Origin of the sequence: Rubripirellula tenax (assembly GCF_007860125.1) — a bacterium.
Lineage (GTDB): Bacteria > Planctomycetota > Planctomycetia > Pirellulales > Pirellulaceae > Rubripirellula > Rubripirellula tenax.
The window spans coordinates 357522-373803 of the sequence record NZ_SJPW01000006.1 but is presented as its reverse complement, the minus strand read 5'-3'; the positions used below and the strand labels follow the sequence as shown (position 1 = coordinate 373803).

Annotated in this window: 8 protein-coding genes; 5 read left to right on the top strand and 3 right to left on the bottom strand. The window is 56.7% G+C overall.

All coding sequences use genetic code 11. The features are described from left to right. Positions 1–7: 7 nt before the first annotated feature. Positions 8–5164 carry a choice-of-anchor Q domain-containing protein gene (locus Poly51_RS22270; RefSeq protein WP_146460257.1) on the bottom strand — a complete coding sequence of 1719 codons (5157 nt, stop codon included), beginning with the start codon at positions 5162–5164 and terminating at the stop codon, positions 8–10. A 290-nt stretch (positions 5165–5454) separates the two neighbouring features. Between Poly51_RS22270 and Poly51_RS22265 the strand changes: the two genes are divergently transcribed. Continuing rightward, positions 5455–6294, top strand: coding sequence for an RDD family protein (locus Poly51_RS22265; RefSeq protein ID WP_146460255.1), 840 nt, complete (start codon positions 5455–5457; stop codon positions 6292–6294). Positions 6295–6341: 47 nt separating this feature from the next. Here Poly51_RS22265 and Poly51_RS22260 read toward each other — a convergent pair whose 3' ends face one another. After that, positions 6342–7022 carry a hypothetical protein gene (locus Poly51_RS22260; RefSeq protein WP_146460253.1) on the bottom strand — a complete coding sequence of 227 codons (681 nt, stop codon included), beginning with the start codon at positions 7020–7022 and terminating at the stop codon, positions 6342–6344. 271 nt (positions 7023–7293) lie between these two features. On the opposite strand from Poly51_RS22260, the gene Poly51_RS22255 reads away from it, so the two are divergent. The 4 genes from Poly51_RS22255 to corA all read left to right on the top strand — a co-directional run bounded on the left by Poly51_RS22255 (position 7294) and on the right by corA (position 14679). Then, on the top strand, positions 7294–8322 hold the full coding sequence (locus tag Poly51_RS22255) for a helix-turn-helix transcriptional regulator (protein WP_146460251.1): 1029 nt from the start codon (positions 7294–7296) through the stop codon (positions 8320–8322). Between the two features lie 108 nt (positions 8323–8430). Beyond that, positions 8431–9684: a serine hydrolase domain-containing protein gene (locus Poly51_RS22250; RefSeq protein ID WP_146460249.1), complete on the top strand. Its 1254-nt coding sequence runs from the start codon at positions 8431–8433 to the stop codon at positions 9682–9684. A 220-nt stretch (positions 9685–9904) separates the two neighbouring features. Then, entirely contained in the window at positions 9905–13492 is a 3588-nt protein-coding gene (locus Poly51_RS22245) for a mechanosensitive ion channel domain-containing protein (protein ID WP_246114688.1), read from the top strand. Positions 13493–13551: 59 nt separating this feature from the next. Continuing rightward, on the top strand, positions 13552–14679 hold the full coding sequence (corA, locus tag Poly51_RS22240; protein ID WP_246114687.1) for a magnesium/cobalt transporter CorA: 1128 nt from the start codon (positions 13552–13554) through the stop codon (positions 14677–14679). Between the two features lie 87 nt (positions 14680–14766). Here corA and Poly51_RS22235 read toward each other — a convergent pair whose 3' ends face one another. Beyond that, positions 14767–16251 carry a sugar MFS transporter gene (locus tag Poly51_RS22235; RefSeq protein ID WP_146460244.1) on the bottom strand — a complete coding sequence of 495 codons (1485 nt, stop codon included), beginning with the start codon at positions 16249–16251 and terminating at the stop codon, positions 14767–14769. Positions 16252–16282 lie beyond the last annotated feature (31 nt).

Sequence of the window (16282 nt, the reverse complement as noted above, 5' to 3'; positions counted from 1 at the left end):
CAACGCTCTACTGCAGCCAGTCGGGCGACCATTGGGCCAACGTTTGGTCGACCTGGGTTTCCCAATCACTCGATTCCGTCGCGGCTTCGGCGATGGTGATTGGCTGCGTTTTCGCCACAACCGTAGGGCTCGTGAACGATTGCGTTGCGGTACGCTGCGGCACTTCGGTGGCGGGAACTTCGGCTGCACTCACCGCGTCGGGGACGGTTGTCGTCCGTCTCTCGATTGCGATGCCGGCGATCTGTTCACCTACAATTTGTTCAAGGCCGGGACCTCCGTTTCGGATGCGGGCCAATTGGTTGATCACTCGCAGTGCGTCTAGCGCGGTGGCTCGTCCGTCGGCATTTTGGTCGTAGTAGGTCCCTGGGAAGACGTCCAGCGAGGCCGGGTCATCCAGGTCGCCACTCGGGGCCGTCGAGAATGAACGCCGGCCGAGTTCGTTAATGATCACCAGCGCGTCGCTGGCAGTGACACCGCCGCTGTTGTTGACGTCGGAAGGCTCGATGAAGTTGTGCCATCCTGTGGACATGGTCGAACGGACGATCTCGCCGCTGCTCTGTTGGACTGCGACGAGCATGAATTCACCATCGATCAACTCCGGTGCACCCAGTCGCCACTCGGCGGCGTCGGCAAAGACGAATCGGTCGAGCGAACCGTCGCCTCGGACCAAGATCGAACGGTCGCTCGGTGAGAGCGCTGAAACCGTTGCCGTGTTGATCGTTACCGTTTGTGCATTGGGCGAAGATAAGTCAATGACCGCGAAGTCTTCGGCGGCAATCGAAGCGGTATCTGTCAGATCAAGTGTCGCGGTCTGCACAACGAGCGTGTTGGTGCCCTGACCGCCCTCGACGACGAGGGTAGAGCCCGATGCCAAACCGATCGTGTTCAGTTCGATCGAGTCGTCGTCGTTTCCACCGCTGACCTGCAACGACGCCAACTCTGACGCCGACGCACGGAACAATACGATGTCGCCCGCTCGTACGATCACTTCGCCGCCGACGGACTCGACGATTGTGGATCCCGAGGGTGGCGTGACAATGATGTCCGCGGTTGCATCGCCCTCGAAGATCTCGACAAGGTAGTCTTCGACTTCGCCATTGTTTGCGAATCCGGTGGGCGACAAGCCGCCGGCCGAGCTGAGTCGGAATCGAGCGAACGTCACGTCCGCCTGTTTACCGGCAGGGATGGTGAACGACAGAACGTTTGTGCCGGCAACTAAATCGATGCTGTCGGCGATCTGGTCCGCGGCGTCCCAGGATCCGTCCGCGCCGAAGTCCAACCAGGCGTCCAATTTGCCCGCTGCGGATGCCGTGACAGAGAAACTAGCCGTCGTTGCGGCGCTCGCGGACGCTACTGGGTCGGCAATCAAAACGACGCCATCATCGGAATCCGCATCGGCGTTGGCCGAAGGCTGGCCGTCGGTGTCCTGGGTGATGGTGCTTCCCAGTCGCAAACTGCCCACGGCATGCCGGGCTCCGTCATCGGACAAGGTGACGGGATAGTCGGACGGTGCGTCGCCGTAATCGTCGCTGTTGGCTTGGATGACATTGATCATCACCGTCGCCGTCGTGACGCCATAGTTGGTCGCATCATCGGGCGTGAACTCGGCCGTCAAGGTTTGGTCGAGTCCGGTGGCAAGAATGGTTCCTAGCGGCGGCGTGTATACGAACGTGCCAGCAAGGTCCGCTGTCGCATTCAGTTGCGCCGCGGACAAAGGCGTGCCGGCAAGAATATCGTCGGGATCATTCCAAGTGATTGTTGCGGTCGCTTTCTGAACATCAATCATGACGGTCGATGTGACCGCGTTGTAGTTTGGATCGTCGGGTGTGAACTGGACACTCAGCACTTGGTCGTCACCGGCATCCAGCACCGTATCGATCACGGGCGTGTAGACAAACGTCCCCGTGACGTTTGACATCGCGTTCAATTGAGTTTCGGTCAGCGCGGTACCAAAGACAATCGTCGACGGGTCATTCCAGTTGATCATGGGGTCCGCCGTATTGACGTTGATCGAATTGGTTGCCACGACGGAACGAAACGCCAAGGGGTTATTGGGAGTGAACGTCGCCGTCAATGTTTGGCCGTCGCCGGCATCCAGAACCGTTCCGGCCACGGGCGAGTAAACAAAAGATCCGGCGGCGGTCGATACCGCGTTCAACTGTGTCGTATCCAAGGGAGTGCCGAACGAGATATCTGCGATCGCGCTCCAAGTGACCGAGGGAAGCGGAGCCAGTTCAACGGATCCGATATCAACGGCGTCGACCGCGCGAGGCGCGGTCCGCACGTCGGTGGGAAGCGTTTCCGTTCGGCTGCCATTTCCATTGACGTCGTAGGTGTCGACCGGCAATCGAATCGTGCTGCCATTGTCGATCGCCAGGCTGCCAGTCATCGGAACATGCGATCGCAAGCGACCGCCAGCGAGCGCGAGCGGTTGAAGCAGCGGATCGAGTTCGCTTCCCGCGGTTCCGCCGATAAAGTTCCCACTGGCATCCGGATCGTTGCTGCCGGTGGTTGCGACCAAGGTCGTACCGGCACTGGAACCGATCAACGAAAACTCGACCGTTCGGTTCGTGGCGGGAGTCGTTGGGTCGGAAAATTCGGGCGACGTGGCGGCGGTGTTCGACGCAACGATCGAGTTGGTGATTCGAAGCGTTGTCGAACTCGTGCCCATCGCAATCGCGCCGCCAATGGCCGTTGCCGAGTTCGCGGTGATCGTTGACGATGCTATCGATACAGCGCCGGCGCCGGCGAAAATCGCGCCGCCATCGGTGCCCGCCGCATTGGCGGAAAACGTCGAGTTGACAACGGCGATCAAGGTCGCCGTGCCGGATGTGGCGACAGCACCACCGCCCGCCGTCGACGTGTTGTTCGCCAGCAACGACGACGCGATCGAAACGGTTCCCGCCGACGCTTGGATTGCCCCACCAATTGCCGCGGCGTTGTCGGACAATTCGACGTTGGTTACGACCAAGTCGCCCGGCGACAGCGACTGAATCGCTCCACCGCCGCCAAGCCCAGCATTCCCGCCCGACATCCGCAAACCGGAAACGGTGACGTTGCCGGCCGTGCTGGTGATTTGCACCAAACGCTGACTCTCGCCGTCCGCAGCGACCAAGGCGACGAGATCGGCGCCGGGGCCAATAATAGAAACGGTATCAGAGATGAGCAGTGGGCCGAGCGCGGGATCCAGCGTGATCGTCGACCCAATGCTGGCCGGAATGATGATCGTGTCGAAACCGTCGCTGGCGTTTGCCAGTTCGATCAACTCGCGTAGCGTTCGGTCGCCGGGGGCAAGGTTTCCGTCGGATTCATCAGCCGAGGAATCGACCGTTAGGATCGGTCTGGCTTGCCGTTCGATGGCACCGATGTCGACCGTGGATCCACCGCCGCCCGCGTTGGCAATTCGAGCGAACAGGCCGCCGCGTTGATCGCCGACCAACGACGTGTCATCGCCGCCCCCCGGTCTCGCATCGGGCCCCAAATCGAGTGCCAAGGCATTGGAACCATGGTCAACGGCAAGGCTGCTGGGGCCGGGGTTGTGAGTTCGCGTGGTTCCGCCGTTGGATGAAAGAGGCCCCAGTGATGGGTTGATCAACGCCGTGGGTGTCCCCACATAGTTTCCGTTCGAAGTGCCGTTGGATGCGGACAACGAAGTGTCCTTGTTGTTGCCGATCAAACTGTTGCGGACTTCCAGATTCGTTACTGGTGTTGACGGCGATACAAAGTCGGGGCCGATCGGCGATGTGTTGGCGGCAACGATCGTGTTGTGAATCAAGATCGACGCTGAATTGTCGCCCACGAAAATACCGTCGTTGAGCGTCCCAATGCCGCCGCCCGAAATGTTCGAAGTATTTTCCACCAGGGTCGAGTTCACCAATCGAACTGGTGCATTGTCAGTTTGGATTCCGCCGCCGCGCACATTGGCGGTGTTGGTTGATACGGTCGAGTTGATCAAAGCGACCGCACCGGTGATCGTTGCCAGTCCTCCGCCGTCGCCACCCGATGTGTTGTTGTCGATGGTGCTGTCGCGAACGACAACGATACCGCTGACGTTGGAGACGCCACCACCGTCGGTAACGCTGTTGTTGGCACTGACGGTCGAACGCGTCAGCGTCAGGTTGCCGACAAAATTCGAGATGCCGCCGCCGTCGCCATACTGTGCTCGGTTGTTGGTGATCATCGAGTCCGTGATCGTAAGCGGGCCGACATCGTTCAAGATCGCACCGCCGTTGTAGTTTGCGATGTTCCCATCGAAGGTCGACGACGTGATCGTGACAGCGCCATTGATGCTGTACAGTCCGCCGCCGTCGCCACCTGCGACTGTGTTGCCGCTGATCACACTGTTCGCAATCGTAACGGCGCCATCACCGCTATCGATAGCGCCGCCGTTGAAGCCCGCTTCGGTCACTTGGTTGTTGGTCAGTTGGCTGTTGGTGATCGAAATGGACCCCAACGAGAAGCTTGAGATCGCCCCGCCACTTCCGTACGAACGATTGTTGTTGAACGTACTGTCTTGGACGGTGATGTCCGTTTCGATCGCATGAATGGCACCACCGCCGCCGTACTTTGCTTCGTTGTTTTCGAAAGTGCTGTTGATGACGGCGATCGTGCCGTCGTATTCGCCATAGATCGCGCCACCATTGTTTGCAACGTTTCCGCTCAGGACACTGTCCTGGACCGTCAGCGTACCGACGCTTTGATAACGGATCGCGCCGCCGGCCTGTCCTGTCACGCGTCCACCCGATAGCGTCAGACCCGCGATCGAGACATCGCCGGAACCCGGTTGGACGTCAAAGATACGAAACTCGTTCGTCGCGTTCGTGTTTGCACGAATGGTTAGCGCCCCCGATCCCGGCCCAGCGATCGAAACGGAATCGGTGATCGACAACGGACCATTGATGGCGCCCAACGTGATCGTTCCGGTTACCGAAGGCGCGAACGTGATCACGTCGGGCCCCAGCGAAGCGTTTGCCGACGCGATGGCTTCCCGCAATGAACCGTTGCCCGTGTCGGCCGACGTGATCACCGCAAACGAAGCCAAGACGCGACGATCTTCGAGAGTCTCCAAGATCGATCGGCGGCGCTGCAGTCCCGTTTGGTGGACGCGCCGCTTCGACGCTCGGCGAGTGGAACTTCGATGAGACAAAAATCGGAGGATCGACATTTTGGGCAACAGACGGCTTGTGGGGCGGGAGCGATCGGCTAAATAAAATGGAGAAACTCTCGTCGGCAAGAGACGCAAATGTCGTCTCTATTGCGAGAAATCTTTAAGCGACCCGATCAATCCAAAATACTATGAGCAACCGTTCACGTCTGCGCCGTTGTGCGATATGTGGGCGGTAAATGGCACCTAAAGCCGACTTCAGACCCTCTCGTGTCGAGAATCAACTATCATGCGCTCGATCGCGAGCCATCCCATGAAGGCCGATTTTGTACTCGATTCGATTTGTGTTCATGAAAATCAAGTGTCCCAGTTGCGCCACCGTTTTGAACGTGCCCGATACGGCAGCCGGCAAGGTCGTCAAGTGCAGTTGTGGGAAGCAATTGCGTGCACCTGGCGCCGCGAAGCCGGCTGGTGCAGCTCGACCAACCGGTGCTCCGACGGCGGCGCCATCGCGGCCTGCCGCAGCTCCTTCGCGAGCGGCCGCATCGAGCAACGATTTTGATCCTGCCATGTTCGACGAATTGACGGACGGTGATTTGCAACCCGTCCGCGCGGTGCCTCAACCGGGCCGCTCTGCGCCCACGGGTGGCATGTCTGCAGCGGGCGGCAAGCTGCTGAACCAGTATGGATCGACAACCGATCGGTCCGCCGCGGTTTTATTGGGTGCCAATCCAAACTTTTCGATCGCTAGTGTAGGCAAGCGGATCAGCGGCTCGCTGCTTGACGGCGTCTTCAGCATGGTCGGAATGGCACTCGGATTTGGTTTGATGTTGGCCGTCTATGCCGTTTCGGGTGTCGACGAAGAACAAGCGGGCGAGTTTTCCGATCCCGGCTTTTGGGCGTTCATGGTCGGTGCGATCATCCCGCCGATCATCAATGCCGTTTTGGTCTCGATGTCCGGCCAGACATTGGGGAAGAAGCTGGTTGGCACTGTCATCGTCAATGAAGCAACGGGCGCGCCGGTTGGGTTCACGCAAGGAATTTTGCAACGAACATTTGTGTTCGGAATCTTCACCGGGCTTCCGTTGATCGGCATTTTTGTTGCGCTCGCCGATGTGGTCTACCTTTTCATCGGCGACCATCAAACGCTTCACGATAAGTACGCGAAAACCTACGTCGTCAACGCGTAGGAAATGCTGAAGCAGTGAAACCAACGACGTGTCCCGCTGCCGTGAAGCTAAGCTTTGGCGATGCTCGTCTTTCTTCGTCGCGAATTCCGCCTGCCGATGGCGATCACGCTGACGGATGCGAATCCGACCAATGCGAATGAGCTGAGTTCGGGAACGGCTGTAACAGTGAACGTCAAATTCCCCGATGCGGTTACCGGTTGGTTAAGCGACGACACGAACGAGTTGCCGGGATCGAGGAGCGTGATCATGTAGTCGCCTCCAGCCAATCCCGTCGTGTCGATGGTTAACTCGAACCACAACGTCGGCGAAGTCGGCACAGACTGAGGGTCGTCAAATTCTTGGTTTACAACAAACGATGGGTTGGGGTTTTCCACGCTCTGCGCGTTCTCAACAAACTGGGACAGCTTCAAATTGGTTTCGCCGAACAGTGGAGGACTGGAGACGGAGTCCTCGCTACCCACTTTTCCCGATTGAATGACTCCGCCGCTGAGTTCGAAGTCGACGACCGCCCCAGCGATCGCGTCTGATGAACCAACGTCTTGACGGATGTAAAACGGAATGGTTTTGTTTGGGCCAGCCACTCCTGTGTCAAACGACCCCGAACCGGCGGAGCCGAGCAGCAGGACAATGTCGGCGTAGCACGGCGCCAAGCCGAACATGGCGAAAGGAATGACCAACGCGAGAGCGAGCGGTCGTTCGCGCCATGAGGATATTTGCAAACGTTTCACAGGAAGTAGGTCTACGAATGGAGGGTGCGAATCAATGGTGCAGAATCTAAAAATCGTCGTGGGTCGTCACAGCGGAAAATCATGGTGCTGGTCATGCATGAACGCTGAAACGCCTCATTTGGGAATGAAGACCCAGAATAAGCTTAGCAGATTTGGTGACTAATTTCATTGGCGGCGTCGGTCACTGGGAACGCCGGTTCTTCACAAGCCGTGCTCGGTGGGGGACAATACGCCGACGCGAGACCCCCTAAAACACGGACGGAAACGACTAATGGCCCGTAACGAACAGCTCATTCGTCAACACAAACTGTTGCAATTGCTCGAGTTTTCGCGGTTTGGACGAACTCTTGAAGAATTGCGGGGCGACTTGGTTCTGGATCTCGGATTGACCAATTTGCACGAGCGGACGGTCCGGCGAGATGTCGAAGCGTTGCAGTCGGCGGGATTCGATATTCAATCGGATACAGTCGAGCGGGGCAAGGTTTACAAGTTGGGCCAAAATAATACGGGGGTCCACGAAATCGGCCTGTCGGCCTCAGAGATGATTGCCTTGTCGATTGGCCGTGACTTGCTTTACCCGTTGGCGGGAACCCAGTACTGGCGTGGGATCGAGACGTTTTGGAACAAGGTCCAAGAAGTGGTTCCCGACGGTGTCTTCGACCACTATTCGCGCTACCGTAAAACGCTGCACGTCTTTGGCGGCCCCAGCAAAACTTACGAGAACCACGAAGGAATGCTGAAGACGATCAACCGCGCGATCGTCGAACATCGTGTCGTCGAGGTGGAATACGAAGCAGTCGGCAAACCCGTCTCGACACGTCGGATCGAACCCTACGGATTGGCGGTCTATCAAAGCAGTATCTACGTCGTCGCCGCCGCGCCGGAAGTGGCCGAACCAAGCGAACGGCTTCGCAATTGGAAACTCGATCGGTTTCGCCACGCCACCGCTTTGGACGAGTACTTCAAACCCGACCCAAACATTGAACTGTCAAAACACCTTGGAAAGAGCATCGGCATCTTTTCGGGGGAAGCGCCAACGACCGTCAAGATTCGGTTGGGCCAACGGGCCGCGGCCTACGTTCGCGAAGATCCGTGGCACCCTGAACAAAAACTCGAAGTGCATGAGGATGGCTCGGCCGAGCTGACGGTTCCTGCGTCCCATCCTCGTGAGGTGCTCCCGAAAGTCTTGTCGTTGGGTGCGGATGCCGAAGTACTCTCGCCGCCCCTGTTTCGCGACGCGGTCGCTGAAGCTGTCGAAAAAATGGCGGCAAGTTACGCAACTTCATCGCCGTCGAACTAGTGTACTGGCAAGGTCGAAAATGGAGATACTCAATCGCAACCGGCCTCGCCCGCTCTCGGCTTTTCGACAGTCGCCCATCACAGCTTTTCATTCAAGCATTCGTCACCCATGTTTTTTCGCACCGCCACAATCTTGCTAGGACTGCTTGTGCTTGCTTCGTCTTCCTTGGCAGATGATTCGCATACATCGCAATGGTCGCGCCACGGGCTGGATACGAGTGCGAGGGTTTCGTTGTTGAAGCATTTGCAGCACAGCGTTCAGCAAAGCGATATCCCAGGTGGCTCGATTCTTCTGGATCATGGTGGCGAAACGATTCTTTCTGAGGCATTCGGATTCGCGAACGTGCGTGACGAACGACCGTTTGAAATCGCGATGCCGTTTCGGGTTGCTTCGATCAGCAAGCCGATCATCGCCACACTTGTCGTCAAACTGGACGCCGATGGAAAGCTAGACCTTGACGCGCCGGTCGACCGTTGGCTGCCGGAGATGTCGAGACTCAAATTTGCCGATGCCAGGCCCATCGGGCGTGCGCCGACGCTGCGTCAGTGCTTGGAACACACCGCCGGATTCACTGCGGACATTGGTAAAAATGGTCGCCCGTGGTTGAAATGGACCGGCAAGGGGAAATCGCTGGCGGAAGTCGTTGAAATTGAGTCGAAGATCCCAATGGTCCGTATGCCTGGGACACGATTCGCTTACAGCGGAATCGGTTATGACGTCGCCGGTGCGGTCATCCAGGCCGCGTTAAAACAACCGCTCGCCGATGTGCTGCGCGACGAATTGCTAATGCCGATTGGAATGCACGACACAACATACTATCCGGACGCGGAAACCCAAGCAGCGATGCCGGACTTTTACTGGAAGTGGCGGAGCGATGGTCGATTGCGCAAGCGGCTTGAGAAACGAACCGTCGACTACGGCGACTACGTTTCAGTTGGCGGTGCGATCGTGTCCACCATCGGTGACCTGCATCGCTTCATGCAACTGCATCAAAACCGAGGCCGTGTCGGTGATCGGCAGTTGATTCCAGCGGCCAACATCGAATCGATGTACCGACGTACTCGCGAAGGTGCAACGTACGGGTTGGGATTCATGCTGTCACCCGACGACCACAGCGATGGACTGCCCGCCGCGATTGCGCACACCGGTTCCTCAGGCACGTACACTTGGCTGGACCGATCGACGGAAGTGATAGGAGTCCTGGTCACCCAACATGCGTTCAGTCGCGGCGAAGACATTCCGGAATCGGAAAAGCGGTTTTCAAAGGACCACCCGAGTTGGACCAAGGAAACGAAGGCAAACTACATCGACCCCATCTTCGACGACCAAGATCAGCCGGAAGCCGCCATTCGCAACCGCTGAATTAAATTCCAGCGGGATCTCGGGCGGGATGGCACCGGACGCGACGCCGTGAAACTTTGTGACCCCCCGTTTTTAGCGGGGTTTTACGCAGCAATGCGTCGAATGTGTCACGGTTCGGCGTTGACTCCCAAGGACGCATTTTCGTACCGTCGGGCACCGGGAGCCTCGCCGAGAGACGAGCTCTGCCGCGTTATCTCGTTTCTCGCTGTTCGGTGTCAAATTGAATTCGTTGTTTACACGTGTTCGGCTAGGAATCCAGTCACTTCGCCGCTCGCCAATGCCCTGGGTCGTCGGCGCACTGAGCGTCTCAATTTGGATTGGGATGCAACAGCCGGTCTTTGCGCAGAGTCCGGTGGAGGCGACGGAAAGCCTCCACGACCCATCGCTTTCCATTGAACAACTAGAACGAACGATCGCCGAATTGACTCAGTCCGGTGACGGCAGTGTTGAAACGGTTCAAGCGATCGACACGTACGGCGCGGCGATACGCAATCTGCAATCTGCTGCTCAAAAAGAAGCCAGCGAGCAAGCGTTCATCGCCGAAACAGCCACCGTGACCGCGCGTGTCGAGCAGCTGAAGCAACAGCGCGCGGAACTGAAAGACAAAAAGGCAGAGATAGACACATCGCTGGGCCTTCCAGAGCTTGAGCAGTTGTTGCCACAGTGGGAGTTGCATCTTTCGTCACACAAAAAAGCACGACAGGCGGCCGAATCGGAAGCGCAGTCACGCGTGCAGCGCAGAAAAGAAATCCGAGCTCGCATTCCCGTCGTCCAAGAACGGATGGCCGAATCCCAGTCGCAACTTCAATTGCTAAAGAATGCGTCCCCCTCGATTTCAACGGCTTCGTTCGCGGCCAAGCTGTTGTCGCGTCACATGACGTTGGCAAAAGAAGTGCCGGCGATGGAGGCCGAACTGGCGAAGTACGACGCCGAGGAAGCGGCTGATTTGATTCGATTGAAAATCGACTTATCGACGGCAGCCATTTCGTACAACGAGAAATGTTTGGCTCTGCTGCAAAACCAAATCAACCTCACACGCGAAAAACATGCGCTCGAATCGGTTCGAAAAGCGAGGATGGAAGCGATTGCCGCCGCGCCGTCGTTGAAAGAGTACGCCGAGTTGAACCAGCAACTTGCTGAGAACGCTAAGGAGATCGGCGAGAGCTTGGTGAAGGCCGAACGCGATGTCAGTTCGGCAATCGAATTGAAAGAGACTCTTGCCCGCCAATTCGGTAAGGCTCGCAAAAAAGTGGAAACGGTCGGGCTGACCAGTTCCGTCGGCGCGATGCTTCGCAAGCAACGCTCGATGTTGCCCGATGTCAGTGCGCGTCGTGAAGACGTTGCATCAAGGCAGACGCTGATCAACGACACCCAGTACTTGATCTTCGAATACGAAGACCAGCGTCAAGAACTCGACGATGCCGATCAGTTTTTGAAAACAATCTTGGCGGAATCCTATCTCGATGCACAGGTCGACAGCGATGTACTTGAAGCGGCAGCGCAGGATCTCGTCAAACGCAAGGAAGAGTATCTGGATGCGCTGATCCGCAGCAGCAGCCAGTTCTTTGACGCCCTGATCGAACTCGACACCACGGACCAACAGGTGTTGAAATTAGTCAACGAATACGAAAACTACATCGACCAGCGAGTGCTGTGGATTCAAAGCGGCCGTGCTTTGTCCAAAGACTTTAGCATCGATGATTCGGACCGCTGGATGATCAGCCCAGTGAAGTGGTCCGAGGCCGGCGCGACCTTGGTCGATGACGCGCGTTCAAACTACTTTTTGTACGCTCTTGCCATGATTCCGATCACGGGATTGCTGATGCGACGCAGATCGATCCGGCAAAAACTTACCGAGGTCGGTGAAGTCGCATCGAAGGCGAATTGCCGTTCCATCACGCCGACATGGCGGGCCATGTTGCTGACCGTTGCGGCAGCAATGGGATGGCCATCGCTTTGCTTGTTGATTGGTTGGCGACTCAGGACTGCACCCGAAACGACATTCGCCAACTCGATCGGCTATGGATTGGTTTGCGTCGGAGCGTTGTGGTTTGCGGCCGAAATTCTTCGCCAAGCGTGTCGCCCCATGGGCCTGGGCAACGCACATTTTCGTTGGTCGTCGCATGCAACTCATACGTTGCGGCAAACTCTGCAGCGATTCCTGGTCATTGCTCTACCGCTAACCTTTGTGATCGCAACGCTGGGGACTAGCGGTTCGCCGAACGGCCGCGACAGCCTCGAACGTTTGATGTTCTTGGTCGGCTTGGTCCTGGTTGCGGTCTTGGTTTTTCGGTTGTTGGCGGGCCACGGCTTGCTGCGTGACTATTTTGCCGACCATGTGGGCGGTTGGACAGAGCGATTGAAGTTCGTGTGGGCTACTGTTGCGGCGAGCATTCCAATGTCGTTGGCATGTTTGACCTTGTTCGGATACCACTACACCGCACAAGTTCTATGTTGGCGGTTGATGATCACTTGCTTGTTTGTGGTGGCGTTGTTGTGCGTTCGCGCATTGCTGATGCGAATGGTTCTGCTCAGGCGTCGACATCTGAGCATGGAACAATCGCGGAACCGAGCAGCGGCCTCCGTGATCAACGGTGACACAAAAACACCATCGGTCGCAGGAATCGTGACCGACGATCCCCAGGCTGACATTTCCGCTCACAGCCAGCAATCGCAAAGATTGATCAATACCGGGTTGCTGGCCGGATCGCTGATCGGTTTGTGGTTGATTTGGGTCCAGGTGTTACCGGCGCTCAGCATGTTGGATCAGTACGCACTTTGGCCGCGCAGTTCGCAATTGAATGCGGCATCGGTCGCCGCGGTATCACCAACGGCTGCGATCCTGCCCGCTGACGCTGCTTCAGCAGACGCCGAGGGCGGTTCCGAAGCGGCTCGAATGTTCGTCGATGAAAAACCGGTTGAATACGTCACGCTCTCGGATCTGGCGCTTGCGATTCTCGTTGTCTTTGTCACGTTTGTGCTGTCGCGAAACGGGCCTGGTCTCTTGGAGATCTCGCTACTTCAACAGTTACCCGTGGATGCTTCGGTGCGCTACGCAATCACGACGCTGGTCAGTTATGCGATCGTATTGGTGGGCACGATCGTTGCGTGTTCGACGATCGGGCTACAGTGGTCACAAATTCAATGGTTGGCCACGGCGCTGACGTTCGGACTTGCGTTCGGATTGCAAGAGATGTTCGCGAACTTCGTGGCGGGATTGATCATCTTGCTGGAGCGACCGATCCGCGTCGGAGACATCGTCACGGTGGACGATGTAACGGGCGTTGTTTCGCGAATTCGCATCCGAGCCACTTCGATCACCAATTGGGACCGCAAGGAGTACGTCGTTCCGAACAAAGAGTTCATCACGGGTCGTCTATTGAATTGGACGCTTTCCGATAAGGTCAACCGCGTTGTTGTTGAAGTCGGGATAGGTTACGGGTCGGATACGGATCGCGCTCGAGAGATCTTGATGAATGTTGCCAACGATCACCCGTTGGTTTTGAAGGACCCACCAGCGGTTGCGACGTTACAGGGGTTTGGTGACAGCGCGTTGAACATGGTGCTTCGATGTTATTTGCCGACACTGGATGACCGATTGAAGGTGATTCACGAACTTCACACAGATGTAAACAAGGCGTTCCGAGCCGAAGGAATCGAGATTCCCTACCCTCAGCGAGACTTGCATGTGCGCACGACACAGGCAGTTCTGGGGCTATCTGGCGAAGCGACGGAGTTGAATGGCGAGATTGCTGGGGAAGGTTCCGAGCGTCATGTCCCAGGCGATCTGAATCGAGACGCGGCATAGGTGATAGACTTGTGGCGCCACCGTTTCGAATCCCGTGACCTCCAATGATTTCTGTGCCCGTGAATAAAACACTCCTTCGACTCACCAAACGACGCAAGACCCACAAGAAAGCCTTCGGCGCGGTACCGGGACAACTTGTGCATCATGAAGGTAGCGTGAATGGTCAAATTCGCGTCATCCATTTCGACTCGAAGACGCTCGATGATCGAATCGTGGATTCCGTCGGTGATTTGGCGGGCTATGCGGCAAGCGAGACGACCACAGATGAAACGGCTGCGCCTCGTCGTAAGGGTGTGACTTGGATCAACATCGACGGCGTCGGTGACATCGAGAAGCTGGGGGAACTTTCCCGTCTGTTCGGAATTCACCCGTTGGCGATGGAGGATGTCGTCAACGTCCACCAGCACGCCAAGCTGGAATTCTTCGGCGATACATTTTTCTTCGTTGCACGGATGCCGAGCGGTGCAGATGGATTCAATACTGAACAGGTGAGCCTGTTTCTGATCGATGGCGTCGTGATCACGATCCAAGAACGGCCTGGCGATTGTTTGGAACCGGTGCGTTACCGGATCGCGAACAAGTTGGGTCGGATTCGTCGGCGGCGATCTGACTACCTTGCCTATGCGATCATTGATGCGATCGTCGATGGCTATTTTCCGCTCTTGGATCAATACAGCGAAAAATTGGATGAAGCCGGAACACTGTTGGAGAATGGTGGCGACCGAAGTTTGCCGCTGCACTTGCACAACATCCGAAGCGACCTGCTGTTGATACGAAAGGTCGTCAATCAACACAGAGTTGCCTTAAACGAAATTCTTCGTGACGAGGCAGAAATCGTCGGCCCGGACACGGCTCTCTATTTTCGTGACTGCCAAGACCACATTCAACAACTGATGGAAGCAGCCGACACGGATCGAGAAACATGCGGTGAGCTTCGCGAGCTGTATTTCGCGATGCTGGGCGAAAAGAACAACGACGTGATGAAGGTGTTGACGATCATCGCAACCATTTTCATCCCCATGAGTTTCGTTGCCGGGATCTATGGGATGAACTTTGACAGCGATGCGTCGATGCTGAACATGCCTGAGCTGCACTGGGCGTTCGGGTATCCGTTCGCGCTCGCATTGATGGCAACAATGGCCGGCGGGCTGTTGGCGTTCTTGTACCGTAAAGGTTGGCTGGCCTGACCCACGGTTCCCAGCGGGGAGCGACGGCGCGGCAAGGACTTGCCGACGCCGTGGCATCAAGGCTCGCGTGTCGGGCGATGCCCGCTATCAAGCAGCCGATACTTCTTGATCGTGTCGCATGAACGTTCGGAAGCCGAAGATCGCTATCACAACGAAGCAGATCAACGGCAGATAGAACGAGTTGCGAACGCCCAGTTCATCGATGAACTTCCCTTGCAAAAGTGGCAGCAGGGCACCTCCGACGATCGCCATGATCAATCCGGCCGACCCCAACTTGGCTTCTTCGGCGGGCAAGCCCTTCAATGCGATCCCATAGATTGTTGGGAACATCAACGACATACACGCGGAAATGAGGATCAGGCAAATCAAGCCAGTTTTACCTGGCAACGTGATGGCCCCGAATGTAAACGCGATTGCAACAATGGCCAGTGCTGCGAGAAGCTTTCCTGGGCTGACGTATTTCAGCATGAATGTGCACACGAACCGGCTGACCAAGAAGATGATCATGGCATAAATGTTCCACGATTGGGCCTCGCCCAATGACAATCCGACTTGTTCCATTCCGTAGTGAATGATGAACGTCCAGCATGTGATTTGGGCTCCGACATAGAAGGCCTGCGCGATCACCCCTTCGCGATAGTGAGCCTTTCCGAGCAATCTGCTAGCGAGTTCACCGATCGGCGCGTCAGGAACCTCTGCGGCAAAGGTCGGCATCTTAGTGAGCGCGAATAGCGCCAAGAAACCGAGCACGACAGCCGCGATCACGACATAGGGTGTACGAACAACGCCAAGGTCATGTTGCTGCATTGCGGTGAAGGCAGGCGCATCCTTGGCCTTCATGTTCAACAACCCTGTACTGACCGCAGCATCAAGCGTTCCATATTCCTCGGCAAAATTTGGCAGGCCGTTTGGATATTCCGCGTCGACATACTGCACTGCTGCGGGCGAACCCGATTCCATGCTGGATCGAAACTCGGAAACGTCCAGGTTCGGCGCAACAAATGTCGCGGCGACGAACATGCCCGTAAGCGAACCGATCGGATTGAACGCTTGTGCCAAATTCAATCGTTGGGTCGCAGTTTCGGGTGGACCCATCGCCAAGATGTATGGGTTGCAGCTCGTTTCTAAGAACGCCAAGCCGAACGTCAATACGTAGAATCCGGCAATGAAGATCCAAAAATTGGTGTTCATGCTGGCCGGGATACTGAGCAAAGCTCCAAGTGCATAGAGAGCAAATCCGACCATGATCGCACCCTTGTACGAAAACTTGCGGATGAAGTAGGCCGCGGGCAGGGCCATCGTAAAGTAGCCGCCGTAGAACGCGAATTGAACCAGCGAGCTCTGTGTGTTGCTGATTTGGAATACTTCTTTGAACACCTTCACCAACGGATTGGTGATATCGTTCGCGAATCCCCAAAGAGCGAAACAGCACGTCGTCAGAATGAACGCCATCAAGTACTGCTTTGGAACCACCGGGACCTTGCCCGGTATTCCTGCTTGACGATCGGTGGCATTGGGATGGGAGGATCCCAATTCTTGATCGTGACCGTCGCCGTGGGATTCATCCGCCATCAATTTTCTCTTAGTTGTTTCGGTGAGATGT

Excerpts from the sequence above, each read along its gene's own strand:
- Poly51_RS22250 (WP_146460249.1), top strand. The coding sequence starts at position 8,431 with ATGTTTTTTCGCACCGCCACAATCTTGCTAGGACTGCTTGTGCTTGCT.
- Poly51_RS22270 (WP_146460257.1), bottom strand. The coding sequence starts at position 5,164 with ATGTCGATCCTCCGATTTTTGTCTCATCGAAGTTCCACTCGCCGAGCG.
- Poly51_RS22255 (WP_146460251.1), top strand. The coding sequence starts at position 7,294 with ATGGCCCGTAACGAACAGCTCATTCGTCAACACAAACTGTTGCAATTG.
- Poly51_RS22235 (WP_146460244.1), bottom strand. The coding sequence starts at position 16,251 with ATGGCGGATGAATCCCACGGCGACGGTCACGATCAAGAATTGGGATCC.
- Poly51_RS22265 (WP_146460255.1), top strand. The coding sequence starts at position 5,455 with ATGAAAATCAAGTGTCCCAGTTGCGCCACCGTTTTGAACGTGCCCGAT.